Source organism: Methyloparacoccus sp. NF-16 (assembly GCF_056880625.1).
Window position 1 is genome coordinate 1,208,331 of sequence record NZ_CP174130.1, and the last position, 25,620, is coordinate 1,233,950.

The window sequence follows — 25,620 nt, forward strand, 5'->3', positions numbered from 1 at the left end:
GGGTTACGGGCTCTGTGCGGGCCTGTTCAGGGCCAGGTCGCTGACGGTCTGGTCCACCACGACCGGATCGCCATCGGCGATCCGGACCCCGCCGTTGGTGATGACCCTCATCCCGTCCTGGAGACCGCTGTCGACCAGCTGCGTGCCGTCCATCAGGTATTTGCCGGCCTTGATGCGTAGCTTCCTGACCTTGCCGCCATCCTCGATGAACACATAGGAGGATTCGGTGTCGCGGAAGATGGCCTCCTGCGGGATGGCGTAGGTGCTGCGGACCGTCAGGTTGCGCAGGTAGACATGGACGAACTGCCCGGCCAGCAGCTTGTTGCGCGACAGGCGCGTGTTGTCGATGCTGGCGCGCAGCTGCCAGACGCCGTCCGAGAACGATACGCGGATGTCCTTGAACTCGACCCGCCCGGCATCCGCTACCCGCGTGCCGTCGGCCAGTTCCAGGTCCACCGGGAAGCGATAGTCGGCCGGTACCCGGTAGAGCTGGTCGAGAATGCCGTTCTCGATGCCCAGGCGATCGAGTTCCGGCATGGCGAACGCCACGTACATGGTATCGTGCGAGTTGATCACGTTGAGCTGGGTCTGGAAGGCGGTGACCATCATGCCCTCGGATACCATGCGTTCGGAGATGTAGCCCGCCGCCGGCGCCCGCACCGTGCAGTACTCCAGGTTCAGCCTGGCGTTGCTGATGTTGGCGAGATCGGTCTTCACGTTGCCCGCCGCCCCCTGATAGTTGATCAGCGCCGTGTTGACGTCCTGCACCGAGGTCACGTCCTGCCGGGTCAGGCTGGCATAGCGATCGTAGATGATCTTGTAGTTGTCCATCGCCGCCTTGTCCTTCTGGTACTGCCCCTCGTAGGTTTGCAGGGCGAACAGGTAAGGCCGCTTGTCGATCTCGTACAGGGGTTGATCCTTCTGCACGTAGCTCCCTTCCTGGTAGAGCTGCCTGAAGATGGCGCCGCTGACGCGGGGAATCACCGGATAGTCGATGACGCCCTGCACCACGCCCGGGTATTCGTAGATGTACTCGATGTCGTGGCCGTAGACCTGCTGCGCATCCACGTGCATGACCGGTGGCGGCGGTTCGGGTTGCCTGGAACAGCCCGGCAGCAGGGGCAGCCAGGCGAGCAGAAGGGTGAGCAGAAGGGTGAGCAGTGAAGTGCGCATGGCTCGTGAGCTAGAACAAATCGCCAAACCGGTGACCCTCGCCGAGATCGTGCGCGGTCTCGTTGTCCTTGATCTTGTACCCGCCGCCCAGATCCTGATACAGGTTGACGATGCTCATCAGCTGCGCAAGCTTGCTCTGCGCGGTCTGTAGCGCCGCCTGGTTCAGGCTCACGCGCATCGCCAGGACGTCGGGGTAGGCCGTCAGTCCGCCCTGGTAGCGCGCCTGTTGGTTGTTCAGGCGGCTCCGGGTCGTCTGATAGAAATCCACCATCCGCGCCAGGCTTTCGGTGTAGTTGCGGTGCCCCGCCAGGTCGCTATCGACCGCGGCGAAAGCGTTCCTCACCGTTTCGAGGTAGGCATGGTAATCGGAATAGTACTGGGCCTTGGCCGACTTGATGGCGCCGAAGGCGCCCAGGTTCAGCACCGGCATGTTGATGCCGCCCTGGTATTGCCAGTAGCTGTTCTGGGCATTGCTGAGATTGCTCAGGGAGCTCGTGGCCAGGCCGAAGGGCGTGGTCAATTTGATGGTCGGGAAGAAGAAGGTGGTGTTCACGCCGATGTTGGCGCTGGATTGCCTCAGCACCGCCTCGGCATAAATGACGTCGGGACGGTTCCTGAGCACCGTGGCGGGCAGATTGCCGCTGACGATGCCCTGGTACGCCAGGTCCATGAAGGCGTGTCCGGGCTGGATCGGGCCCGGGTTCTCGTTCAGCAGCACATGCAGCGTGTTGCCGAGGCGGACGATGTTGTATTCGATGACCGGTATCTCGGCCCTCGCCCTGGCCAGCTCGACCTGGTACTGGCGCAGGGTGAAGTAGGCGATCAGCCCCTCACGGTGCGCATCCCCGTAGCGGTCGACCATCTCTGCCAGATTGGCTGCCAGCTGTCGTTGCTGGGTCAGCCGGTATTCCTCCTCCCGCAGGCCGAAATAGCCGCCGACAACCTGGCCGATGATCGCCAGCCGCACCGCGTTCTTGGCCGCGACGCTGGCGGCGATGTTGGCCTCGGCCTGCTCCTGGGTGCGCAGCTGCTGCAGGATGTTCAGCGAGTAGTTGGGAATGAAGCCGGCCGTGAAGGCCGGGAAGGGCAGAGAGGAGAGCGTGCTGTTATCGAGCTGGTTTTCGTTGTTGATGTAACCGGCACCGGCATTCAGGGTCGGCACCCAGTTCATCTGGATCTGCTGCAGCATGGCCCGGGCCTTGAAGACCGCGCCGATCGCCGACTGGATGTTGTTGTTGCGCGCCAGCGCCCTGTCGACCAGCTGTTGCAGTTGCGGGTCGCCGAACCTGTTCCACCAGGCCATCTCGGGGATCCGCGCCGCGCCCATCGATACGTAGGGGTCCCGGGATGGCCAGGCCGTCGGTGCGGCGATGGCCGGCGGCTGATAGTCGGGACCCCAGATGCCGCAGCCGGCGAGGCTCAGCAGGATCGCGCCCGCGACGATGCCCGCCCCGCCCCGGAACAGGGCGCGACGCCTTGCCCCTTTCCCCGGAACAGGGCGCAAGGCGGACACCGGGGGCATCGAATCGCTGCTCCCGGGAGAAGCCTGCCGGGGGGCGGGCCTGGCCGGGCGGGCGGGAACCGCCCTGTCCGCCGTCCCGGCCTCGGCGCGGGTGGGCCGGGACGACGGGCGGGAATACGGTGCCGCGTCCGCGCCAGCCTGCGGCCGGGCAATCGCTATCCTGAGGCGCAGGTCCATCCCGGAAAGCATTCGTCCCTGAAGGCTTCGGTGTGTCGCAGGCTCAGGCCTTGGTCTCGCGGTTGCCGGACAGGTAGCGGGCGATATCTTCCTTCGAGAACCCGATCTTGCGTGCCACGCGGTCGGCATGGCTGACGCGGGAAATGCCCTCGATGACCCGGTAGGTGGGCTGCTCGTTCCGGAACTCGACCTGCCTGGCCATGCCGATGCCCTTCTGCTGGCAGCGGTCCACCAGCTCGTGATTGTGGGTGATCAGCAGGGTGCTGTTGCCCTTCTGGTGGAAGCCGTCGAGGATGTTCATGGAAATCTCGATCTTCTCCTCGTGGGTCGTACCCTCGGACAGCTCGTCCATGATCACCAGGCTGCGCGGGGAGGCGGCGAGGAAGATCGCCTTGGTGCGGCGCAGCTCGGTGCCGAATCGCCCCTCGCCATCGGCCAGATGGCTGATTTCCGGCACCTGGTAGAAAATCCGGTCGGCGACCGTCATCTCGGCTTCGCGGGCCGGTACGTAGCTGCCGATCTGCCCGAGCAGCTGGGTCTGCGCCAGGGTCTTGCAGAAGGCGGTCTTGCCGCCGCTGTTGGGGCCGGTGATCAGCGCCAGCCGCGACTGGCCGAGATCGATGTCGTTGCCGACATAGGCCGGATTGGCCTTGGCCAGTATCGGGTTGCGGACCTCCCGCACGCGCAGCCGGTGCTGCGCGGCGTCGACCAGCCTGGGTAGGCATACGGGATGGCCGAAGCTCTCCCGGAAACGGATCAGGCCCAGCAGTTCGTCCAGCTGGCCGAGCCCGTCCAGCGCCTGCTGCACCTCGGGCGAGGTGCGGAAGCTGTCGCGCAGCAGGTAGATGCAGCCGTCGCGATCGAAGCCGCCGACGATGGGGATGTACAGCAGGCTGATGGGCAGCAGGAACAGCCAGAAGGCCGAAGCGACCGAGGCGACGATGTCCAGCAGCAGGGGCACGAATTCCACCATCAGGAACAGCGCGACCAGGAACAGCGTCAGCCCGATCGGCTTGAACAGCGATGGCCGGAAACGGATGGCCGGCGTGAACCAGCCCTTTTCCTCGCGCGTGAGCATGCCCTGCTCGGCGCGGTAGGCCGGCCCCCTGGCCAGTGCGTAGGCCCTGGCATGCTTGAGGTCGGTGATCCGTTCGAGCACAGCGGCGAGATAGGCGCTGTCGGGCGCTGGCACCTGCCCGGCACTTTCGACCAGATCGAGCATGAAGCGGGTGCCGTTGATGTAGGCGCCATAGCCGTAACCCTCCAGTTCCAGATCGTGGGCGCGCGAGCTGAACATGCCGAGAAAGCTGCCGTAGAGCAGCTCGTAGAAGTCCTTTTCCTGCTGCCCGGCCTGCTCGACGAGAGTTTCCAGCCGCCGGCGCAGCGCCGGGTTGGCCTCGATCTCGGCGATGGCGGCCTGCTTGGCTTCGAGCACATCGAGCCGGTCCAGGGGTTGCCGCAGGGAGCGGTACAGCGTGGCCTGGCCGATGCGGGTGCCGGCATGATTGACGCTCTCGAACAGCCGGTCGACCTCGATCGCCTGGAAGGTGCTGCCGTCGATGACGCCGTCCAGCCCCTGCCCGGGCGGTTCGGGCCGGATCGCTGGCGGAGCCTTGGCAGCGGATTGCAGTAGCGTGGGGTAGAGGGCGCTGAGAATATCCTTCATGATGGCCGGGGCTCCGGGCAATGGTTGAGGGAGGGTAAGCTACACCGTGGGTCCGAGGGCTTCAACTTCCACCCGGTCGCACCCGGCCAAAGGGCGGACCCGTTGAACCGTGAGGCTGCCGCGGTGGTCGATGCGGGGCAGGGGTCATGCCGGGCCCGTGTCGCGGGCGGCGCTTCCCGGCCAGCCGAATGCCATCATAACGAGGAGAAAATTCATGACCTGGGATTGTTCCTGTTTCACCAAGCCCGACCCTGAGGAACTCCGGGCCCTGCTGACCGAGGAGCAGTATCGCGTCACGCAGGGTGACGGTACCGAGCGGCCCTTCCACAACCCTTACTGGAACCATCATGAGCCAGGCATTTATGTCGATGTCGTGTCCGGCGAGCCGTTGTTCAGCTCCACCGACAAGTTCGATTCCGGTACCGGCTGGCCGAGCTTCTGCCGGCCGATCCGGCCCGAGCAGGTCGTGACCCGCACCGACCGCTCGCTGCTGCATGTGCGCACCGAGGTGCGCAGCCGTTATGCGGACTCCCATCTGGGGCATGTCTTCAACGACGGTCCGCCGCCCACCGGGCTGCGCTACTGCATCAATTCGGCCGCGATCCGTTTCGTGCCCCGGGAGGAACTGGAGGCCCGGGGCTACGGCGAGTTCCAAGGCCTGTTCGAAGGCGCGGCGGCCGGCTGAAGCCTGGTTTCCCGGGCCTGGTGCCGGGCAGGGCGCCGCCGTCGCGCACCCTTATCATCGACAACCCACCATCCCAACCACGCAGATCACCATGGCGAGCAAGGCACTGACCACCACGCGACACATCAAGGGCGTTGGCAAGACGACCCGCGGCATCCTTGCCGAGCACGGCATCTTCTCGGTCGAGGAACTGGCCAACGCCGATCTCGACCAGCTGGTGAAGATACCGGGTTTCGGCAAGTCCAAGGCCATGCGCATGATCCGGGCGGCCAGGTACATGATCGGCGAGAGCCAGCAGGTCGAGCACGCCGGACAGCATCCGAACGGGGAGGGCGGCAAGGACGCCGGCACCGTCGACTTCTCCGACGGCCGGCTCTACATCAACCAGGAGCTGAGCCTCCTGGAGTTCAACCGGCGGGTGCTGGAACAGGCCAAGGATGGCCGCACGCCCCTGCTGGAGCGGCTGAATTTCCTCTGCATCTCGTGCTCGAATCTGGACGAGTTCTTCGAGGTGCGGGCCGCCGGCCTGATCCAGCGCGCCGAGCTGGGGGCGACGCGCACCGCGCCCGATCACCTGACCCCGCAGGAGACGCTGGCGGTCATTTGCGAGCGCGCGCACGAGCTGGTCGCGGACCAGTACCGGGTGCTGAACACGATCGTGCTGCCGGAGCTGGAGGCCGAGGGCATCCGATTCCTGCGCCGCTGCCAGTGGAGCGACTCGCAGCAGGCCTGGCTGAAGAGCTATTTCAGCGAGCAGCTGCTGCCGATCCTCAGCCCGATCGGTCTCGATCCGGCGCACCCGTTCCCGCGCATCCTCAACAAGAGCCTCAACTTCATCATCTCGCTGTCCGGCAAGGATGCCTTCGGCCGCGAGATCGATCTTGCCATCCTGCAGGCGCCACGGTCGCTGCCGCGCATCATCCGCCTGCCGCCGCAGGAGACGGACAGCGGACCGCACGACTTCGTCTTTCTGTCCTCGATCATCCATGCCTTCGTCGACGAGCTGTTCCACGGCGTCAAGGTCAAGGACCTGTACCAGTTCCGGGTTACCCGCAACAGCGAGATGTACCTGGACGAGGAGGAGATCGACGATCTCCTGCGCGCCCTGGAAGGCGAGCTGAGCAGCCGCAACTACGGCGACGAGGTGCGGCTGGAGGTGGACGACAACTGCCCCGAACCGATCGTCGACTACCTGCTGAGCCAGTTCGCCCTTGGCGGCGACCGGCTCTACCGGGTGGACGGACCGGTCAACCTCAGCCGGCTGCGCGAGGTCTACGACCTGATCGACCGGCCCGACCTCAAGTATCCCCCCTTCGTGCCGGGCGGGCCAGCCGAGCTGGCCGGCGGTCACGATCTGTTCGAGGCCCTCCGCAAGCGCGACATCCTGCTGCATCATCCTTATGAGAGTTTCGCGCCGATCATCGAGCTGATCCGCCAGGCCGGCAACGATCCACAGGTCGTCGCCATCAAGCAGACCCTCTACCGTACCGGCGCCAACTCGCCGGTGGTCGATGCCCTGCTCCGCGCAGCCAAGGCCGGCAAGGAGGTGACCGTGGTGGTCGAGCTGCGGGCCCGCTTCGACGAGAAGGCCAACATTTCCCTGGCAACCCGGCTGCAGGAAGCCGGTGTGCAGGTGGTGTACGGCATCGTCGGCTACAAGACCCACGGCAAGATGCTGCTGATCCTGCGCCGCGAGGGCCGGCACCTGCGCTATTACACGCATCTCGGTACCGGCAACTACCATCTCAGTACCGCCCGGCTGTACACCGATTACGGCCTGCTCAGCGCCGACCAGGAACTGGGCGAGGATGTGCGCAAGGTGTTCGTCCAGCTCACCAGCCTCGGCAAGGTCGGCAAGCTGCACAAGCTGCTGCAGGCGCCATTCACCCTGCACCAGACCCTGCTCAAGAAGATTCAGCGCGAGACTGAACACGCCCTGGCCGGCAAACCGGCGCGGATCATCGTCAAGGTCAACGCGGTAGCCGAGCCCCTGCTGATACAGGCGCTGTACCGTGCCTCCATGGCCGGCGTGAAGATCCAGCTCATCGTTCGCGGCATCTGTTGCCTGCGTCCCGGGGTGCCGGGGGTTTCCGAGAACATCGAAGTGCGCTCCATCATCGGCCGCTTCCTCGAGCACAGCCGCGTCTACTGTTTCGAGAACGACGGCAACCCGGAGGTCTATGCCGCCAGCGCCGACTTCCTGGCCCGCAACATGTTCCGCCGCATCGAGGCCTGTTTCCCCATCGTGCAGCGCAAGCTGGCCGAGCGGGTACGGGAGGAACTGGAGCTCTGCCTCAAGGACGATACGCGGGCCTGGCTGTTGCAGGCGGATGGCAGTTACGTGCGCGCGCCCAGTGGTCCGCAGCCGTTCGAGGCGCAGTCCGCCCTGCTCGAACGCTGGAAACGCTAGGTCCGCGTTGGCGGGCCGCTGGCCTGGGTGGGCGGCGAGGCGGCCCGGTATCCGGGCAGGTGGGCGATCCGGCGGCGCGGTTGCAACAGGCTCGCGGGGACAGGTGGCCTGTCCCCGCGATGACGCCGGTCATCTCCGCCGGCCTCGCGCTTTGACACCATGCGCGCTTGTGCACAAACTTGCTCCGCGGGTCTGCATCACAACATCCGACACGGAGCTGAGCCATGAAGAAAACTGTCATCGCCTTGTCCGCCACGATTTCCACCATCATTCTGTCGTCCGGGGTTGAAGCCAGGACGGTCCTGAGTGCCAGGGAGCGCTGTTTCCAGATCGGCCAGCCCGTACCCGGTGGCTGGAACGAAGTGCTCAAGATCAAGCCGCAACAGGCACTGACGGACAAACCCGGCGCCCTTGCCGAAACCATCGGCCTTGTCCATGGCGCGAAACCCCCCCATCCCCCGCTGAACTACTACAACCAGTTTGCCGGTGCGGCCTCCTATATTCCGCCCGGAGATCAGGAAGTCGATAACGTCGTCCAGATTGCGCTCGTCGGCACGAGCTATGGCACGGATACGGGTACTCCGGAGGGGATTTATGGCCTCTGGACCCTGGGTTATTCACTGATCCTGGAGCCGGAGAAGAAAGGCAAGATCCCTGGCGGCCAGATTGTCGGGGGGAAACGGTTCAAGCCCATCGGCAACGGGCATGATGCCGATCCACCCAAGGAAACCCTGGTCGATGCGCCGGTTGCCGAGATTTCCTGCTCAAGCTTCTGATGATCGCACGGCTGGGGTCAGGACCGCCGTGGTCAACGCGCAGGCCGAAATAGAAACAGGGGTGGGTTGGGCGAAGGGCCTGACCAACAAGTTTTGCACGTTCAAGACCAGCGATCATTTCGGCATGATCGACTTGCAGACACTCACATCGAAGAATCCTTCGATAGCGGCCACCTATCTGTTGCAAGGGCTGGACATGGTGGAGCTTGAGAAGGTGATTCCGGAGAACTTTGAAGGCAACCCGGGAACCTTGTACTGCCAGGCCTTGGCGGGCTCCTCGATTACCCGCTATTCAAGCGGTGGCTTTGCGACGAAGGAAGGTCAGGATGAGGTTTGCGTGTTCGGCGATGCATCAAAGATAAGCATCTGGGTTCTGGTGTATGTCTCGGATGACCCGGACTATCTCTCAATGCGGAAAGCCGTCAAATCAACGCCGCTGGCATTGGACCTGCCCTATATGAAGCAGTAATTCCTTTTGCCGTCACCACCGATAGACCCGACTGGCGCGGGTCTATCGGTTCCCGCGTGGCAATGGCGATTGCCCGAGGACTCTGCGGGGCCTCTACAGGCATCCCTTGCAAGTGCCGGTTAGATTCCATATGGAAAGCTAGCGTTTTGGCATCCTGCCTGACGGGCGAAAGTCAGGCCGATGTCATCGCAGACGGCCAGCCCCGCTCAAGGCAGGGTTTGGCCGCCACCGGAACCGGCTGTCAGTTCTTCTTCAGCCGCATGACGCCCATGGCCTTGAGGGTCAGGCGCTCGTAGGTGGGCTCGCTGATGCCCTTGCGGACCTTGCGGATGAAGTACTTTTCGTAGGCGATCTTGGCCCAGTGCACCCAGCGGCCCTGCGAGGCCCACTGCACGTTGCGCGGCGGGATCTGCGGCATGGCCAGGAAGGCGACGCCGGAATCGCCGAAATCGGCCAGGCACAGCGCGTTCCAGGTGCCTTTCTCGGCCGGTTCCTTGCCGTCCAGCTCGGCCCGTATGTTGTGCGCCGTGGCGGTCACCATCGACTCGATCATGTAGCCGGTCTTCGGTGTGCCGGTCGGTACCGGGGTCTGCTCCAGCGGCGGGATGGCGATGCAGACGCCGACCGAGTAGACATTCTTGAAGGTGGGGTTGCGCTGGTGTTCGTCGACGATGACGAAGCCGCGCGGGTTGACCAGTCCCTCGATGCCCATGAGACCGTCGACGCCCTTGAAGGCCGGCAGCATCATGCTGTGCTTGAACGGCAGTTCATGCTTCTTCTTTTCCTGGCCGTTCTCGTCGAACTCGGTCACGTGCATCATGCCGGCCTCGATCCTGTCGACCTTGGCGTTGCAGATCCAGTTGATGTGCTTCTCGCGCAGCTCGCTCTCCAGCAGACCCTTGGTATCGCCGACGCCCCCCAGCCCCAGGTGCCCGATGTAGGGCTCGGAGGTGACATAGGTCATTTTCACCTTGTCGCGGATCTTGCGCCGGCGCAGGTCGGTCTCGGCGATGAACAGGTATTCGTAGGCCGGGCCGAAGCAGGAGGCGCCCTGGACCGCGCCGATGATGATGGGGCCGGGATCCTTGACGAAGTCGTCCCAGAACCTGCCGGATTCGCCGGCGTGGTCGACATGGCAGACCGATTGGGTGTGGCCGTCGGGGCCAAGCCCCGGCACCTCATCGAAGGCCAGCTTGGGGCCGGTGGCGATGATCAGGAAGTCGTAGTCGACCAGGGTGCCGTCGGCCAGCTCGACCCGGTTTTCGGCGGGCTTGAAGCGGGTGACCTTGGCCTGGATGAAGCCGATGCCCTTCTTCTCGAACACCGGCGCCAGCTCGACCTTGATGTCGTCCGGCTTGCGCCAGTTGACCGCCACCCAGGGGTTGGAGGGTACGAAGTGGAAGGTGGGCGTATCGGCGATGACGACGACCTCGTCCTGCTTGCGGGCGTTTTCCTTCATTTCGAAGGCCATGGGGATGCCGCCGATGCCGGCGCCGACGATGACGATTTTGGCCATGATGAACTCCTCGGTGGTTGTGATGGCGAGAGTGCCTGGTGTTGTTATGGATCAGTGGCAGGGGCTGGCTTCGCCGCCGGACTTGACGCCCAGTTTCTTCAGTATCAGCTCCAGCGGGCAGAACCGGGTGAAGCCGCTCTGCAGCAGGTTGGCCCCGACGAAGGCGGTGAACCAGAGCCAGTTGGGGCTGTGGAACAGGGGGCTGGCCTCGACGCCCAGGCTCAGCGAGAGCAGGACGAAGAAGCCGGCGACGATGCGGACGATGCGGTCGGTGGTCATGGAGGGTCTCCGGTGCGGTCAGGAAGTGGGTGCGGCCTTGCCGCGGTTCAGCAGGAAGTACACCACGGGTACGACGTACAGCGAGAACGCCGTCGAGGCGAAGATGCCGAAGATGAAACTCCAGGCCAGTCCCGAGAAGATCGGGTCCAGGGTGATGATGAAGGACCCGAACAGCGCCGCGCCGGCGGTCAGGAAGATGGGCCGCATGCGGGTGGCGCCGGCCTCGATCAGGGCCTCGATCAGCGGCGCGCCCTGCTCGCGCAGCCGCTGGATGAAATCGATGAGGATGATGGAGTTGCGCACCACGATGCCGGCCAGGGCGATCATGCCGATCATGGCCGTCGCCGTGAACAGGATCGGGTTGTCGTAACCCGCCACCGGTTCGGTGAACAGCGCGTTCAGCAGCCAGAAGCCGGGCATGATGCCGATCACGGTCAGCGGAATCGCCACCATGATGATCAGCGGCATGCCCAGCGAGCCGGTCTGCGCCACCAGCAGCACGTAGATCATCAGCAGCGCCGCGCCGAAGGCCAGCCCGAGATCGCGGAACACGTCGACGGTGATCTTCCATTCGCCCTCGCCGGCCAGGTCGACGCTGTAGCCGTCCGGCAGCGGCTGCCGCTCGCGGATGTCACCCCAGTCCAGCACCGCTTCCACCGGCTCGCGGCCGACCATTTCGGCAATGACGTAGTTCAGGCGCCGCAGGTTCTTGTGGTAGATGGTGAGGTCGGCCGGTTCCTCGGTGGCGGTGCCGATCTCGCCCAGCGGGATCAGCGATCCGTCGCCGCCGCGCACGCGCAGGGTTTCCAGGTCGGCCAGGGACGACCGCTGTTCCCGTGGCAGGCGGATGTGGATATCCAGTGGCTGGCGTTCGCCGGTAGCATGGACGATGCCGGCGCTTTCCCCGGCCAGGGCCGTGCGCAGGGTACGGGTCACCTCGGCCACGGTTACCCCGTGCAGGGCCGCCTGCTGCCGGTCGAGCCGGAAATGGACGACGGTCTGTGGCTCGTCGACATAATCGTCGACGTCGACCACGCCGCGGATGCCGGTCACCTCCGCGCGCACCTGCTCGGTGACCTTGGCCAGTGCGGTATTGTCCGCGTCCAGCGGCCCGTAGACCTCGGCGACGAAGGTCGACAGCACCGGCGGTCCGGGCGGACTCTCGACGATCTTGACGTTGGCGCCGTGCGCCCTGGCGATGCGCTCGATGTCGGGGCGGATGCGCAGGGCGATCTCGTGGGACTGATGCTCGCGGCGTTCCTTGGGCAGCAGGTTGAGGCGGATGTCGGCCTGGTGCGGCGCCTGGCGCTGGTAGTAGTGCCGCACCATGCCGTTGAAGTCCATTGGCGAGTTGTCGCCGACGTAGGTTTCGAAATCGGTCACCTCGTTGATTCGGGCGAGGTAGTCGCCCAGTTCCCGCGCCACGGCGTCGGTGTTTTCCAGGGTGGTGCCGCGCGGCAGGTCGATGACCAGCTGCAACTCGTTCTTGTTGTCGTAGGGCAGCAGCTTCAGCGGCACGATGCGGTACACCGCCAGCAGCGCGGAGGCGACGAAGGCCACCAGCACCAGCAGCAGGAAGACGCGCGCGGCATTCGGCGCTTCCAGCAGCGGGCGCAGGGTGCGGTCGTAGAACCGCCACAGTCCGGAGGCGCGGGGGTCCTCCAGCTCGCCCTTGCCCCACTCGTGCTTGAGCAGGTGGAAGGTGGCCCAGGGCGTGACGGTAAAGGCGACCAGCAGCGACATCAGCATCGCGACCGGCACGTTGAAGGCCATCGGCGCCATGTAGGGACCCATCATGCCGGTGATGTAGAACATCGGCAGGAACGACACGATGACGGTGAAGGTGGCGAAGATGGTCGGCGGCCGCACCTCGTCGATGGCGGTCAGCGCCGCTTCCAGCGGCGGCTCCCGGCGCAGCTTGAAGTGGCGGAAGATGTTCTCGACGTCGACGATGGGATCGTCGACCAGCAGGCCCAGCGACAGGATCAGCGCAAACAGGGTCACGCGGTTGATGGTGTAGCCGAAGATCAGGTCGCAGAGCAGGGTCACGCCCAGGGTCATCGGCACCGCCAGCGCGACGATGAAGGCTTCCTTGGGGCCCAGGGCGAAGGCCAGCAGGATGACGATGGTGACGATGGCGATCAGCAGATGCTTCACCAGCTCGTTGACCTTGTGGTTGGCGGTTTCGCCGTTGTCGCGGGTGACCGTGACGGTGACCTCCTCGGGGATGATGTCCCCGCGCAATGCGCGGGCGGTCTCGATGACCTGCGCGGCGACGGCCACGGCATTGGCGCCCTTGCGCTTGGCGATGCCGATGGTGACCGCCTGGCGCAGCTCGCCCGGCCGCGGTGGGGTGACCTCCGCCTGTTCGCCACCGTCCCCGGCCTGCACGGTCCTGCTCTCGGCCGCTGCCTGGCCGAAGCCGATGCGGGTGTAGCGCTGGACCTCGGCGGGGCCGTCCTCGATACGGGCGACGTCGCGCAGGTAGACCAGCCGCCCGCCCCGGCTGCGGACCGGCGTGCCGGCCACGTCCTCGACGCGGGTGAAGGCGGGGCCGGCGTCCAGCCGGACGCTGCGGTTGGCCTGCTCGAAGCGGCCGGCCTGGATGTTGACGTTGGCGGCCTGCAGCGCCTGCAGCAGGTCGGTCAGGGTCAGACCATGCGCCGCCAGCCGGGCCGGGTCGGGATAGACCTGCACGCGCCGCGGTTCGCCGCCGGTGACGACGATGCGGCCGGCGTCCTCGACCAGGGCCAGCTTGTCCTTCATCTCGTCGGCCAGGCGGCGCAGCGCGGCGCCATCATAGGCGGGATCGCTGGCGGACAGCGTCAGGGTGACGATGGGCACGTCGTCGATCTCGACCGGTTTGACGCTCCAGTTGGCCACCACCGGCGGGATGCGGTCCTGATTGGACATCAGCTTGTTCCAGACCTTGACCAGGCTGTCCTCCCTGTCCTCGCCGACGAAGAAGCGCACCGTCACCAGGGCCTGGTTTTCCTGCGAGGCCGAGTAGACGTACTCGACGCCGTCGACTTCCCGCAGCATGGATTCCAGCGACGTCGCCACCAGTTTTTCCACTTCCTCGGCGGAGGCGCCGGGTGCCGCGACGAGAATGTCCGCCACCGGCACGACGATCTGCGGTTCTTCCTCGCGCGGGGTCAGCACCAGCGCGGCGAAACCCGCCAGGAAGCTGGCGATCAGCAGCAGCAGCGAGAGCTTGGAGGTGATGAACAGCTCGACGATGCGGGAGGTCAGCCCGCGCTCGGGTGGCTGGGCGATGCCGCTCATCGGCGCTCACCCGCGACCAGGATGGCGTCGCCCTCGTTCAGCCCGGACAGGATTTCCACGGCATCGCCGTGGCGCTTGCCGGTACGGACATGGCGCAGCCGCGGCTTGCCGTCGACCACCAGCCGCACGCTTTCCAGCTGACCGATGCGCGTCACGGCGGCGGCCGGCGCCAGCAGGACCGATTCACGGCCGCAGGCCTGTTGCAGCCAGGCGAAGGCGCCCGGCTGCGCGTCCGAGCCGGCCGGCAGCCGGGCCTTGGCCAGCACGGTGCGGGTGTCCGGGTCGCTGGAAGGCTCGATCTCGTCGAGGATGGCCCGCAGCTCGCGCGGCGGGTTGCCGAGCCGGACGCCAAGGGGCTTGCCGATCGCCAGGAAGGGGGCGCAGGTCGACGGCACGTGCGCCTCGACACGCAGGGTATCGGCCTGCAGCAGTGTGAGGACCGGCATGCCGGGCAGGGCCATGTCGCCGGGTTCCTGATGGCGGCGTTCGACAACGCCGTCGTAGGGTGCCTGTAGGACGGTCTCGCCCAGATGCGATTCGATCTCGCGGATGACCTGGCGGGCCTGCTCGACCTGGGCCTGTTCGGCCTTGGCGACCGCCAGCGCGGCGTCGAGCGCCTGCCGGGTGGCGGCCTCGCGCTGGTAGAGATTCTGCAGCCGGGTGGCGTCGGCGCGTGAGCGGGTGGCGCTGGCCTCGGCCGCGACCAGGCCGCTGCGGGCCTGCGCCAGCCGGGCCTGGGTCTCGGTCGGATCCAGCCGGACCAGAACCTGGCCGCGCCTGACCGGCTGGCCGGTACGCGCCGTGATCTCGAGGATACGGCCCGGCACCTTCGGGGCGATCTGGATCACCTTCAGCGCCGCGACCGTTGCCGGCCAGCTGAACAGGGCCTCGGTGTCGCGGCGTTCCACCCGCACCAGCTGGCCGCCGGCCGGCTGCTCCCCGGCCACCGCCCCGGCGATGCCGGGGCTGGCCTTGTGCTCGAAGGCGCCTTCCAGCCACATCAGCAGCAAGACCAGACCGATCGTCGTGGCGAGGATGCGGAGCAGGGTGGTTCGGGGCGAGGTTTGCTGGGCGTGCGACATGCGATGGCCTAATTCAGTGTCGGGGCGTTTGCGGCGGGTTGCCTGGCTCGGTTGCGCTCTCCGGCGGGCCGGAACGATGGGCGGCGAAGGGCAGCGCCGGCAATGCCGGGCAGGTGAAGGCCAGCGGGCTGTCGCCGGCCTTCTGGATCAGCTGGATACCTGCGCTCATCGCCAGTGCCCTACCGCCTGCTGGAGTTGCGCCTCGGCGACCTGGGCTTCGAAACGGGCCACGATCGCCCGCAGCGTTGCCGCCGCCCGATCCGTTTCGGCCTCGAGATAGCGCGTGACGGTGGCCGTGCCGCCGTGATACTGCTCGTTGACCAGCCGCAGGGCTTCCTCCGCCGAGGTGGCGCCGGCTTCCGCCACCGCCACGCGTTCCAGCGCCTGTTCCAGGGTGGAATAGGCCTGACGCACCTCGTTCTCGATGTCCAGCCGGATTTTCTCCTCCACCGCCTGGGCCTCGACCAGCCGGCGCTCGGCCGCCGAGATGCGGGCCTGGATGGCCCCGCCGGCGAACAGGTCGTATTCGGCGTTGATGCCGATGCTGGCGTTGTCCTTGTAGGTGGACGGATCCAGGGTGCGGCTGTTGGAGCCGTAGGCGGCATAGGCATTGATGCGCGGCAGGTTGGCGCCGTTGGCGGCATCGAGTTCGTGCTGGCGGATCTGCACCTGATGGGCGGCGGCCTGCATCTCCGGGCGCTGGCTCAGGGCCAGGTCGAATGTCTTCAGCAGGTTGTCCTTGAGCTGCGGCAGCGGCAGTTCGGTTTCGCGCAGTGCCGGCAGTTCGTTCTTCGATTCGCCGATCAGGGTCTTGAGCGCCGAGCGCGACAGGTTGATGGCATTGCGCGCCTGCAATTCGTTTTCCCGTGCCGCCTTGGCGCGCACTTCCAGCGACAGCACATCGGCGCGCAGCGCGACGCCCTCGTTCACCCGTGCGCGGGTCATTTCCATTTCCTGCTCCACGGTGGCGACCGAGCGCTGGGCCACCGCCATCTGCCTGGGTGCCGAAAGCACGGCGTAATAGGCCGAGGTGACCGCCGCCGCCAGGCGGTTGCGCACGGCGGCATGCTCCAGCTCGGTGGCGGTGACGCCCAGTTCCGCGGCCTTCTTCAGGTAGTCGTCCTGGCCGCCGCGATACAGGTTGATGCTGCCGATGACCTCGGGGCGGAAGTTCTCGACCCAGCCCGGGTTGTTGATCTGGCCATCGAAGTCGGCGGGATTGGCGCTGAAGCGCCGCTGGGCGACGATGTACGAGAAGGCCAGCGCCGGGTTGCTGGTGTAGTCGTAGCCCACCCGCGCCGTGACCTTGGGGTAGAAGCCGGCGGCGACTTCCGCCACGCGCGATTCAGCCTGACCGATGCGGGCCTCTGCGGCCTTGAGATCGGGATTCTGGGCGAAGGCGAGATCGATGGCGTCGGCCAGGCTGAGTGTTGGCGAGGCATGCGCCCTGGCCGCGGCGGCCCGGCCCTCGCTGGGCGCGCCGGCAAAGCCGAGGATCAGGGCGGCCAGCAGACAGCTGCCCGCGACGGACTGGCGCCGGTTACTCATGTCGGCAGGCGCCCCGGCGGCGCGGAGGACGGGGGAAGGACATTCGCAGAGAACATGGAGCCGTCGATCTCATAAATATCAGAATTTAATTATAGACTCTGATCTCCTCGCGAGGGAAGCGGTCCGCCTGCCGGCAGGGTGCTCCCGGCCCGTGGCTGTCAGCTGTCCCGGCTCGCCAGACGCCGGAGGGCGGCAGGATCAAGCAGTTCCACCATGCCCCGCCTCAGTCCGACCCAATGACGATTTTCCCAGCGCTTCAGATGCCGCGACACGACTTCCCGGGCGCTGCCGATCGCGATCGGCAGATCCTGCCGGGGCGTCCCCGACCTTGCCCTCGGCCGCGCGCTCCAGCAGCGTGCGGGCCAGCATGCGGCCGACAACACCGGACAGGCACGCCGCTGGACCCTTGAAGATGAAGGTGCGAAAGCAGCGCGATTGCCTCGGCGCCTGATGGAAATCCTCAGCAGGGATGGCCTGCGCGGTCACCGGTGTTTCGGTGATGCCGAGCCCGGGTAATCGTTGGCGCCGGACAGGCAGGAGGTCGTGAGGGTGCAGGGCTGGTGGGTTTGCACCCGGCACAGAAGCATCGCGCGGCCGCTGGGGCGGCATGATCGGCACGCGCATCGCGCCATCCTCGGCAGCCGGGAAGGCTGGAAAGTACCGAGAGCAGATTTCACGAGCAGCCATGCGGGCTCCGGTAAGGTCCAGGCGGGCAGGGCGGCTCTGCCGCACCCGATTCGGGACGTATGGTCGGCCGGGGGCCATGGTCTGTCAAACCTCGTTGTCCGGCCCGGAGCGACGGCCGTTGTGGAAGGCTGATGACCTTGCACGGCGCCCTGTTCCTGAAGTGGCGGCCCGGTGGGCGCTGGACCGGCCCGAGATTGCCGTCATGCCGGTCCGGGATGCGTTCCTCGCCCGTGCGGCAGGCTTCGGGCTATGTCCCCCTTCCTGCTGTTCTCGACCAGCGATCCCGGTTCCAGCCGGCTGACCCCCCGGAATCAGCGTGGTTTTCCTGCCAATCATACCGCTGCATGGCCGCTGGATTTGTTGCGTCATCCGGGGCGGCATCACCGAGAAAACGGTTCCGGACGACTCGCATATCCTTTAACTGAAAACAGGAGGCATGCGCATGTGGTGCTTCACCTGGATACTGGGCGTCGGTTTTACGGCGACCTTCGCCGTCATCAAGGCCATGTGGCTGGAATCGGTCTGCGATACCGATACCCATGGCATCGATGCGCCCTGCGAGCGGGCCGCAAACGCCCGCGACTGAAAGCCAGCCGGTTCTGGTCGCGCAGGAACGCGCTGCCCCGCCCACGCATCCTCGCCATTGGCGGCGCGGCATGCGAGGTGGCCCATGACGCCCTGGTACTTGCCACCGGGGCCGAGCCCGTCCGGCCGCCGCTGCCAGGCATCGACCTCCCTGCTGTCCATGGCCTGCCGGGGCTGGATGCGAAGATAGCGGCCCATGTCGACTGTAGCGGCTGTTCTCGAAAACCGCTGGCCGCATCCCCGGCGTCCAGGCGGTGGCGGGAGGCGGATGTGGCGCGGCGCATCGATGTCATCACCATGGTGCTGCAGGTGGGCGTCACGGTGTTTGATCCGGGGCAGCCGGGCCTTGTTGCGCGCCGCCATACGGCGCCGCGAGGGGTCCGGTCAACATGGCGGCCATGATGGCCGGCGGCAGCAGCTGGCAGGATTCCCCCGCGGCCGCGAGATCTGGCGCGTCTGCGGGGGAATCCTGCGCGCTTCCCGTGCCTTGCGTATACTCCGGCAGCACGGCATCCGGGGCAGGGTGCCGAGCGGCGGCATGAATACCTATCGCACCTTGCAAAACCGCGATGCGGATGCCAGATAGGTGAAGGACCGATTCGGGCCGGAACATGAGGTTTTCACATTCACCCGCTTCTGTGCCACTATCTGCCTTCCTGCCGGTTCCGAAACCCCGCCGTCGGCGACGATCCGGCCGTGCCAGCGCCATAACGATTGAACTGGAATGTTGCCCGAGTATCTTAATCATCTCGATGACGACGCGGTCATCGGTATCGACACGGCCTGCGAGCTCCTCGGTTTCAGCAAAACCCAACTGGAGCACTGGGCCCTGAGCAAATCATTCGGGCTACGGAGCGTCGCCCCGAAGATGAAGCGCCAATTCGTTGTCCGCGACTTGCGCGCCTTCCTGGAAGCCCGGAACCGGGCCCTTACCCAAACTGGAGAGTTGAATGCAAAGACCTGAACTGCTGAACGAGCAGGAAGCCAGTCGGCTGATCGGGATCAGCCGCAGCGAGCTCAAACGTCACACCCAGCAGCGTACGTTTGGCCTGCGGCCAAAATTCTGTACCCGCAACGAATGCTTCTACGATCCGAACATTCTGCGGGACTTCCAACGCAACCTCACCGCCCAGAAAGCGGCGGAATCGCTGTTCGGCTCGTCCTGACGAATCAGGGCATAGGTCCGGTCCGCTGCCGGCACCGAGTCTCCCGTCCTGCCGTCCAGCGCATGAGCCTGTCTCTCCTGCGGAGGTAGATCGTGGCCCATCGCGAGGAATGTCTCCGGCTGGCCGGCATGCACTGCGCCGGTTGCGAGGTGGCCGCCGAGTCCGCCCTGACGTCGCTGCCGGGCGTGCTGACCGCCGAGGCGGATCAGGCCAGCGGCCTGGTGCGGGTCCGTTTCGACGAAACCAGGGTCCGGCTCAGCCAGGTCATCGCCGCCATTGAGGACGCCGGCTACAACGTGGTCCTGGATGCCGCTCCGCTGCCCGGGGTCCATCCTGGCTGGCGACGGTTCGGCAGGGGTATCGTCACCCTGCTGCTGCTCCTGGCGGTCGGGGGCATTGTCTTCTGGGGCAAGAGCCTGATGCCCGGCCTGATGGCGCAGATGCACAGCCCGGATGTCGGCTACGCGATGATCCTGCTGGTCGGTTTTCTCACCGGCTTCCATTGCATCGGCATGTGCGGCAGTTTCGTCGTCTCCTACGCGGCGCCCGCCAGCCGCTACCGGGGCGATCTGGCCTTGCGCCATCTGGCGTATGGCGGCGGCAAGACCCTTTCCTACGCGACCCTGGGCGCCGTTTTCGGCGCGCTGGGCGCCCTGTTTACCCTCACGGCGTTCCTGCGCGGGGCCCTGGCCATTGCCGCCGGGCTCTATCTGGTGCTGTACGGCCTGCGCCTCCTGGGCTGGTTCGCCGGGCCGGCATGGCTGAACTGGGCGTTTCCCAAGGCGGTCATGCGCGGCGTCCAGACCGGCATGCGCGCCCAGCCCCGGCCATGGGTGATCGGGCTCCTCAACGGCTTCCTGCTGGGCTGCGGTCCGCTGCAGGCCATGTACATTCTCGCGGCCGGCACCGGCAGTCCCCGGGAAGGCGCCCTGCTGCTGATGTTCTTTGGCCTGGGCACGCTGGGTCCGCTGCTGGGCTTCGGGGTTTTCGCCCACCTGCTGTCGCAGCGCCTGCTGCACGAGATGCTGCGCGTGTCGGGCATTCTTGTGCTGCTGATGGGGCTGCTGATGACCGATCGCGGCCTGCGGCTGACGGAGTCCGGTTTCGACCTGGACACCCTGCGCGGACACTGGCGGGCACTCATGCAGCACGACACGGCGGCAGGGGACCATGGCGGACACTGAGCCGGGTGACCCTCGCCGGTTCCGGGTCATGCGGCCCTTTCCATTCGACACCGGGTAAACCAAAGGAGGACACATGCGTTCATTCATCATCACCGGCAGCCGGGGCACGGACGATCCCACCATGGCCACGCTGCCGCTCATCGCAGCCAAGGTCGCCAAGGAGCAGGGCCACGATGTCGTGCTGTGGCTCTGGAACGAGGCCGTGACCCTGGGGCGCCAGGGGACGGCCGATCATGTGGTGGGCGTCAACCTGCCGCCGCTCGGGGACCTGCTGGCCGCGGTCCAGGCCGCCGGCATCCCGATCTGGGTTTGTGGCGCCTGCGCCGTCGCCCGGCAGATCACGGATGCCGATCTGGTTGCCGGCGCCAGCATCAAGGGCATGCCGGACTACATCGCCGCGGTGGCGGAGCGCGACCGCAACGTGTCTTTCTGACATTCCCCGCCGGCTTGCCGGCGGCCTTCAGCCCGGTACTGGCCCTGATCGGACGGCTGCCGCGGTTGTCGCCGGCACGGCCCGGGTTCTGCCTGAACCGATGCCGGTTCAGGTGGTACGTTCGGGTCGGTAGCGCGAAGGATTGAGGCTGTGCTTCTTGAGCTTCATGTAGGCGGCCCGCCGGCTGATGCCCAATCGTCCGGCGAGCTGCCCGACGTCACCCCGGCACCGCCGCAGTTCCTGGTCCAGGTAATCCCTCTCGGCCTGGGCCAGCCAGTTCTGTCGGCTGTCGCCCGCTGACGACTGGGGGGCGACGGGTGTCGGCGAGCTGAACTCGACGCGATCCAGCCAGGGCGCCGCGGCGAACAGCACGGCCCGTTCGAGCGTGTTTTCCAGTTCCCTGACGTTGCCCGGCCAGTCGTGGGCCAGCAGCTGTTGCATCAGCTGCGGCGTCACCCCCAGGATCGGCTTGCGGTAACGCTGGGACAGCCGCCGGAGGATCAGATCGATCAGGCGGGGAATGTCCTCCTGCCGTTCCGAGAGCCGCGGGATGAAGAGCGTGACGACGTTGATGCGATAGAACAGGTCCTGCCGGAAGGCGCCCCGCTGCACGGCCTGCGCCAGCCCGGCGTTGGTGGCCGCCACGATCCGCACGTCCAGCGACAGGTTGCGCTGTCCGCCGACGCGCTCCAGCTCGCCCTCCTGCAGTACCCGCAGCAGCCGGACCTGAATGGCGGGCGACAGGGCATCGATCTCGTCCAGGAACAGCGTGCCCCCGTCGGCCCGCTCGAAATAGCCGCGGTGAACCTCGATGGCACCGGTGAAGGCGCCTTTCTCATGTCCGAACAGGACGCTTTCCACCAGGCTTTCCGGAATGGCGCCGCAGTTGACGGCGATGAAGGGTTTGCCGCTGCGGTCGCTCATGGCATGGATCGCCCGGGCCACCAGTTCCTTGCCGACGCCGGTCGCACCCTCGATCAGCACGGTGGCGGGCGTCGGCGCCAGGGTTTCGACGGCGCCGAGCACGCCCTTCATGGCAGCCGATTCGGCGATCAGGATGGGACGGTCCAGCTCTTCGGGGTCACCTCGGCATGGCTTGGCCTGGCACCAGAGCGCATGCAGGCGCTCGTCGATCCGGCTCTGCAAGGTAACGGCTTCCGGCTCCCGCCGGGCCGCCTTGTCCTGACCACGATAATCGATGCCTTCATGCGCCAGTGCCGCGGCCGGCTCCAGGTGGATGACCACCGAGCATCGCGGATGGCCCAGGGCGATGCGCTCGCGCAGCTCGACGCGGGCATAGCCGAAATTCCGGGCCGCGATGCCGCCGAAGACGCTGGACGTCATGCGGCACAGCTCCGGCGAATGCCGCACGCCGTCGCCGAAGGGACAACGGCTGCTGACGACCTCGATACGCCCGGCATCCACCGATACCGGTGCGAAATGTCCGCCGATGTGGTTCTTCAGGCCGATGATGAGGTCGGCGTAGCGCTCCTGCGACAGCGTTCCGGCGAGGCCGTGTTCCTCCCGGTAGGCTTCCTCGAAAAAGCGGCTGGCGCTCTGCGCGATCCGCTCGATGATGTCCTCGGCTTGGCTGCCCACGCTGGCCTCGCACAGCTGCATGAGTTCCAGCACGAAGGTTTGCAGGAAACCGATCGGTGTCAGGTGCGAGAAGGCGTGAGTGTCCATCGGGTCAGCCTGCGAGGGCAGGAAGGGAAACCCATCTTCTCATGGTGAAGTGAAACTTCATGCATCGCGCGGGAGGTGATTCTGCAAGCCCTTGATTCGCATGCGCCCAGCGGTGGGGCCCCGGCTGGTCCGAAATGTGTATCGGCTGCTTGCGTCCCTGCGGGGACCACCAGAACAACAAGCCATTCCCGGAGGAGATACATGACCCGACCGAAGCCGCCACTTGATCCGCATCCCTTGAGCCCCTACGTATCCTGGGCCGGACACCGCAACCGCGATCCGATCCTGGACGTGTTCCGGCAACGCTTTCCCGAGCAGGCCGGCGACGTGCTGGAGTTCGCCAGCGGCAGCGGCATGCACATCAACTATTTCGCGCCGCATTTCCCGCACCTGAGGTTCCAGCCGTCGGACCTCAACGAGCATGCGCTGGAGAACATCGCCCGCGTCAGCTGGGAAAAGGAGGTCGAGAACGTCGACAAGCCGATCCTGCTGGACCTGGCCCGGGAGGACACCTGGCCCAGTCCGGCAACGCGCCTGTATGACGTGATTTTCGTCATCAACATCTTCCAGGTGGCACCCATCGCGGTGGCCGACGGCATGATGAAATGCGCGGCGGAGCTGCTGCACAAGGATGGCTTTCTGTTTGTCTACGGGCCCTTTAAGGATCATGGCCAGTACCTCACCGACTCGAACCAGGAGTTCGACGCCATGGTCCAGTCGGCCGGCGTCGATGAGTGGGGCCTGAAGGATATCGCCGATCTGGAAACCGCGGCCCGCAATCATGCGCTGAAGCTGACGGAAAAGCTTCTCATGCCCGCCAACAACTATGGGCTGATGTTCGGCCGTTCCTGACCGGACGGTCCCCCACCCGATCCCGCACGACAACCATACCCGACAGGAGAAACCCACATGAGCAAGATACTGACCGAAGTCCTGAAAGCCAACGAAGGCTACGCCGCCAGCTTCACCAAGGGTGACCTGGCCCTGCCGCCGGCACGCGGCTTCGCCATCCTCACCTGCATGGATGCCCGGCTCGACCCGGCCAAGTACGCCGGCCTGTCCGAGGGCGACGCCCACGTCACCCGCAATGCCGGTGGCCGCGCCAGCGACGACGCCATCCGCTCGCTGGTGATCTCGCACAAGCTGCTCGGCACCCAGGAGTTCTTCGTCATCCATCACACCGACTGCGGCATGCAGCTATTCGACAACGACATCATGGGCGATCTCCTGGCCAGCAGCCTGGACACCGCCAGCATCGACGCCACGGGCTGGCACGACAACGGCCAGTACCCCGGCTCCACCGACGGCCGCTACCTCAACTGGCTGACCTTCAGGAACAACGAGCAGAGCGTGCTGGAAGACGTGCAGCGCATCCGCCACCATACCCTGGTGCCGAACTACATCCCGATCTACGGCTTCATCTATGACGTCAGGACCGGCAAGCTGGTCGAGGTGCCGGAAGCCATGGCCGCCGGCCGTCCGCTCTGACGGTCGCCGTCCCGGGCATGGAGGGCGGGCGGCTTGGCCGGCCCGCCCTCCTCCCGGCCATCCCATGACAGCAGCGAGGCATTCCACCATGACAACACCACTTCGTTCCGCCACGCCATGCGGGCTTCTGCTCGGCGCACTGGTCCTCTTGGCACCGTCGGTCCGGGCCGAGGAACCGGCATCGCCCGCGCCGGGCATGAGTCGCCAGATTCTGATGATGCAGGCCTTGCCGCCGCTCGGAGCCAGCCCCCAGGCGCGCGTGATCCGCGTGCAGTTTCCCTCCGGCTACAAGACGCCCCTGCATACCCATGAGGGCGCCGGTCCCCGCTATGTTCTCAAGGGCCGGCTGCGCGTCGAGGACCATGGACAAATCCGCGACTACGGTCCCGGCGATGTCTTCTGGGAGACCGGTTCCGCGATGACGGTCCGGAGCATCGGCGGTTCCGACGCGGAAATGGTGATCTTCGAGATCGCCCCGCTTGCCCAGCCGTCGGCGGGGGGGCACTAACGTGCGGGAAGCGGATCGCGACCGCTGCCTGAGGACCGCCCTGCGCGTCTTCGGTTGGGTCTACCTCGTCGGCGTGCCGGTGCTGATGCTGTGGCTGTGGCCCTCCGGGTGGGGCTGGAATCCGCCGCAACCCAAGTACGAGCACATGATCATGGGCGTCTATTCGACGCTGGGGGTCTTCCTGCTGCGGGCCGCGCGGGACCCGGCCGCCCATGCCAGCCTGATCTGGTTCACCATCGCGTCGAACATCGTGCACGGCGCCATCATGCTCGGCCACGCGCTGGTCGACGAGACCGAGCGCGCCAACCTGGTCGGCGATGTGCCGGCGCTGTTCCTGGTCGCGGGCGTGCTCTGGTATCTGATGCCAGTGCGGCAGGAGGCCGCGCATGGGTAAGCCGCGCCCGCGTTCGGCGGTGGTGGTCGGCGTGGGGCCTGTCCACGGGCTGGGCGCCGGGCTGGCCGGCTACTTCGCCCGCCAGGGGCTGACCGTGTTTGCCGTCGGCCGGACGCCGGATCGCCTGCGCGCCACCGTCAGCAGCCTCGATGCGGGGCCGGGGACGATCCTGCCGCTGTTCGGCGACGCCACCTCGGAGACGGACATCCGGTACCTGTTCCAGCAGGTTGCGGAACGCACGGAACCGGAACTGGTGGTCTACAACGTCGATCGCAACGAGCGGGCACCCCTGCTGGATACCGGTCTCGAACTGTTCGAGGACCTGTGGCGACAGAATTGCCTGGGGGGTTTCCTGGTCGCCCGGGAGGCGATACGCCATTTCCTGCCACGGCAGCGTGGCACGCTGATCGTTACCGGCGCCACGGCTTCGCTGCGGGCCCGCCCGCCCTTCACCGCCTTCGCCGCCGCCAAGGCGGGGCTGCGCGCGCTCGCCCAGGGCCTGGCCCGGGAGTACGGGCCACAGGGCATCCATGTCGTGCACGCGGTCATCGACGGGGTCATCGATGGCGACCGGGCGCGCGCGCAGTTTCCCGACTTCGTCGCCGCCAAGGGACCCGAGGGCCTGCTGGACCCGGTCGCCATCGCCGGGACCTACTGGGCCTTGCACCAGCAGCCACGCTCCGCCTGGACGCACGAGCTGGATCTGCGTCCCTGTCTGGAGAGCTTCTGAGGCCGGCCGGCTTGTCACCAGCCACCGGCTCGGGTGGCGTGCGGGCGTGCGGCATCTGCGCCTAGAATGCGGGGCCAGGCCCGTCGGCCAGGTCGCCCGCCACCGGGATGGCGATCGGTACGGCAGGCGGGGATTTTGGCGCCTGGCGTCTTCTCCCGTTTCCCGCGAGAC

General features: G+C 66.3%; 25 protein-coding genes. 13 read left to right on the plus strand and 12 right to left on the minus strand.

Features of this window, described 5'->3' with window-relative positions:
- Window positions 1-3: 3 nt before the first annotated feature.
- The 3 genes from ACH5N8_RS05835 to ACH5N8_RS05845 all read right to left on the minus strand — a co-directional run bounded on the left by ACH5N8_RS05835 (window position 4) and on the right by ACH5N8_RS05845 (window position 4,538).
- Window positions 4-1,173 (minus strand): efflux RND transporter periplasmic adaptor subunit, encoded by a 1,170-nt coding sequence (locus tag ACH5N8_RS05835; protein ID WP_483282861.1) that lies wholly within the window; start codon window positions 1,171-1,173, stop codon window positions 4-6.
- A 10-nt stretch (window positions 1,174-1,183) separates the two neighbouring features.
- Window positions 1,184-2,695 carry an efflux transporter outer membrane subunit gene (locus ACH5N8_RS05840; protein ID WP_483282862.1) on the minus strand — a complete coding sequence of 504 codons (1,512 nt, stop codon included), beginning with the start codon at window positions 2,693-2,695 and terminating at the stop codon, window positions 1,184-1,186.
- Window positions 2,696-2,915: 220 nt separating this feature from the next.
- A complete protein-coding gene (locus ACH5N8_RS05845) occupies window positions 2,916-4,538 on the minus strand; it encodes a MutS-related protein (protein WP_483282863.1) in 1,623 nt (540 codons plus the stop codon).
- A gap of 214 nt (window positions 4,539-4,752) precedes the next feature.
- On the opposite strand from ACH5N8_RS05845, the gene msrB reads away from it, so the two are divergent.
- The 4 genes from msrB to ACH5N8_RS05865 all read left to right on the plus strand — a co-directional run bounded on the left by msrB (window position 4,753) and on the right by ACH5N8_RS05865 (window position 8,878).
- A complete protein-coding gene (gene msrB, locus ACH5N8_RS05850) occupies window positions 4,753-5,223 on the plus strand; it encodes a peptide-methionine (R)-S-oxide reductase MsrB (RefSeq protein WP_460028337.1) in 471 nt (156 codons plus the stop codon).
- Between the two features lie 91 nt (window positions 5,224-5,314).
- The gene (ppk1, locus tag ACH5N8_RS05855; protein ID WP_483282864.1) at window positions 5,315-7,633 is read left to right on the plus strand and encodes a polyphosphate kinase 1; all 2,319 of its coding nucleotides are present in this window, start codon (window positions 5,315-5,317) and stop codon (window positions 7,631-7,633) included.
- 224 nt (window positions 7,634-7,857) lie between these two features.
- Window positions 7,858-8,409: a hypothetical protein gene (locus ACH5N8_RS05860; RefSeq protein ID WP_483282865.1), complete on the plus strand. Its 552-nt coding sequence runs from the start codon at window positions 7,858-7,860 to the stop codon at window positions 8,407-8,409.
- A 28-nt stretch (window positions 8,410-8,437) separates the two neighbouring features.
- Window positions 8,438-8,878: a hypothetical protein gene (locus tag ACH5N8_RS05865; RefSeq protein WP_483282866.1), complete on the plus strand. Its 441-nt coding sequence runs from the start codon at window positions 8,438-8,440 to the stop codon at window positions 8,876-8,878.
- A gap of 241 nt (window positions 8,879-9,119) precedes the next feature.
- On the opposite strand, the gene ACH5N8_RS05870 is transcribed toward ACH5N8_RS05865, so the two are convergent.
- The 7 genes from ACH5N8_RS05870 to ACH5N8_RS05900 form a co-directional block, all read right to left on the minus strand.
- Window positions 9,120-10,394, minus strand: a complete 1,275-nt coding sequence (locus ACH5N8_RS05870) for an NAD(P)/FAD-dependent oxidoreductase (protein WP_483282867.1) — start codon at window positions 10,392-10,394, stop codon at window positions 9,120-9,122.
- A gap of 51 nt (window positions 10,395-10,445) precedes the next feature.
- On the minus strand, window positions 10,446-10,673 hold the full coding sequence (locus tag ACH5N8_RS05875; RefSeq protein ID WP_483282868.1) for a YgaP family membrane protein: 228 nt from the start codon (window positions 10,671-10,673) through the stop codon (window positions 10,446-10,448).
- An 18-nt stretch (window positions 10,674-10,691) separates the two neighbouring features.
- Complete coding sequence (locus ACH5N8_RS05880; RefSeq protein ID WP_483282869.1) at window positions 10,692-13,958, minus strand: efflux RND transporter permease subunit; 3,267 nt, start codon at window positions 13,956-13,958, stop codon at window positions 10,692-10,694.
- The gene (locus ACH5N8_RS05885; RefSeq protein WP_483282870.1) at window positions 13,955-15,040 is read right to left on the minus strand and encodes an efflux RND transporter periplasmic adaptor subunit; all 1,086 of its coding nucleotides are present in this window, start codon (window positions 15,038-15,040) and stop codon (window positions 13,955-13,957) included. Before ACH5N8_RS05885 ends, ACH5N8_RS05880 begins: the two co-directional genes overlap by 4 nt.
- A gap of 13 nt (window positions 15,041-15,053) precedes the next feature.
- The gene (locus tag ACH5N8_RS05890) at window positions 15,054-15,209 is read right to left on the minus strand and encodes a hypothetical protein (protein ID WP_483282871.1); all 156 of its coding nucleotides are present in this window, start codon (window positions 15,207-15,209) and stop codon (window positions 15,054-15,056) included.
- Window positions 15,206-16,588 carry a TolC family protein gene (locus ACH5N8_RS05895; RefSeq protein ID WP_483282872.1) on the minus strand — a complete coding sequence of 461 codons (1,383 nt, stop codon included), beginning with the start codon at window positions 16,586-16,588 and terminating at the stop codon, window positions 15,206-15,208. Before ACH5N8_RS05895 ends, ACH5N8_RS05890 begins: the two co-directional genes overlap by 4 nt.
- Window positions 16,589-16,746: 158 nt before the next feature.
- Complete coding sequence (locus ACH5N8_RS05900) at window positions 16,747-16,971, minus strand: helix-turn-helix domain-containing protein (RefSeq protein ID WP_483282873.1); 225 nt, start codon at window positions 16,969-16,971, stop codon at window positions 16,747-16,749.
- A 746-nt stretch (window positions 16,972-17,717) separates the two neighbouring features.
- On the opposite strand from ACH5N8_RS05900, the gene cydX reads away from it, so the two are divergent.
- Window positions 17,718-17,861 (plus strand): cytochrome bd-I oxidase subunit CydX, encoded by a 144-nt coding sequence (cydX, locus tag ACH5N8_RS05905; RefSeq protein ID WP_483282874.1) that lies wholly within the window; start codon window positions 17,718-17,720, stop codon window positions 17,859-17,861.
- 315 nt (window positions 17,862-18,176) lie between these two features.
- Here cydX and ACH5N8_RS05910 read toward each other — a convergent pair whose 3' ends face one another.
- Window positions 18,177-18,683 carry a hypothetical protein gene (locus ACH5N8_RS05910; RefSeq protein ID WP_483282875.1) on the minus strand — a complete coding sequence of 169 codons (507 nt, stop codon included), beginning with the start codon at window positions 18,681-18,683 and terminating at the stop codon, window positions 18,177-18,179.
- Window positions 18,684-18,810: 127 nt separating this feature from the next.
- On the opposite strand from ACH5N8_RS05910, the gene ACH5N8_RS05915 reads away from it, so the two are divergent.
- The 3 genes from ACH5N8_RS05915 to ACH5N8_RS05925 all read left to right on the plus strand — a co-directional run bounded on the left by ACH5N8_RS05915 (window position 18,811) and on the right by ACH5N8_RS05925 (window position 20,643).
- Window positions 18,811-19,026 (plus strand): hypothetical protein, encoded by a 216-nt coding sequence (locus ACH5N8_RS05915; RefSeq protein ID WP_460028742.1) that lies wholly within the window; start codon window positions 18,811-18,813, stop codon window positions 19,024-19,026.
- A 92-nt stretch (window positions 19,027-19,118) separates the two neighbouring features.
- Entirely contained in the window at window positions 19,119-20,210 is a 1,092-nt protein-coding gene (locus ACH5N8_RS05920; protein ID WP_483282876.1) for an urease accessory protein UreH domain-containing protein, read from the plus strand.
- A 73-nt stretch (window positions 20,211-20,283) separates the two neighbouring features.
- On the plus strand, window positions 20,284-20,643 hold the full coding sequence (locus tag ACH5N8_RS05925) for a DsrE family protein (RefSeq protein ID WP_483282877.1): 360 nt from the start codon (window positions 20,284-20,286) through the stop codon (window positions 20,641-20,643).
- Between the two features lie 108 nt (window positions 20,644-20,751).
- On the opposite strand, the gene ACH5N8_RS05930 is transcribed toward ACH5N8_RS05925, so the two are convergent.
- Window positions 20,752-22,329 carry a sigma 54-interacting transcriptional regulator gene (locus ACH5N8_RS05930; protein WP_483282878.1) on the minus strand — a complete coding sequence of 526 codons (1,578 nt, stop codon included), beginning with the start codon at window positions 22,327-22,329 and terminating at the stop codon, window positions 20,752-20,754.
- Window positions 22,330-22,530: 201 nt separating this feature from the next.
- Here ACH5N8_RS05930 and ACH5N8_RS05935 point away from each other — a divergent pair, with 201 nt between their 5' ends.
- The 5 genes from ACH5N8_RS05935 (at window position 22,531) to ACH5N8_RS05955 (ending at window position 25,449) form a co-directional block, all read left to right on the plus strand.
- Complete coding sequence (locus ACH5N8_RS05935) at window positions 22,531-23,181, plus strand: DUF938 domain-containing protein (protein WP_460028746.1); 651 nt, start codon at window positions 22,531-22,533, stop codon at window positions 23,179-23,181.
- Between the two features lie 57 nt (window positions 23,182-23,238).
- Window positions 23,239-23,817: a beta-class carbonic anhydrase gene (locus ACH5N8_RS05940; protein ID WP_483282879.1), complete on the plus strand. Its 579-nt coding sequence runs from the start codon at window positions 23,239-23,241 to the stop codon at window positions 23,815-23,817.
- Window positions 23,818-23,905: 88 nt separating this feature from the next.
- Window positions 23,906-24,325: a cupin domain-containing protein gene (locus ACH5N8_RS05945; RefSeq protein ID WP_483282880.1), complete on the plus strand. Its 420-nt coding sequence runs from the start codon at window positions 23,906-23,908 to the stop codon at window positions 24,323-24,325.
- Window position 24,326: 1 nt separating this feature from the next.
- Window positions 24,327-24,719 carry a DUF6632 domain-containing protein gene (locus ACH5N8_RS05950; protein ID WP_460028676.1) on the plus strand — a complete coding sequence of 131 codons (393 nt, stop codon included), beginning with the start codon at window positions 24,327-24,329 and terminating at the stop codon, window positions 24,717-24,719.
- Window positions 24,712-25,449: an SDR family NAD(P)-dependent oxidoreductase gene (locus ACH5N8_RS05955; protein WP_483282881.1), complete on the plus strand. Its 738-nt coding sequence runs from the start codon at window positions 24,712-24,714 to the stop codon at window positions 25,447-25,449. The genes ACH5N8_RS05950 and ACH5N8_RS05955 overlap by 8 nt, the downstream gene beginning before the upstream one ends.
- The last annotated feature ends 171 nt before the right edge of the window (window positions 25,450-25,620 follow it).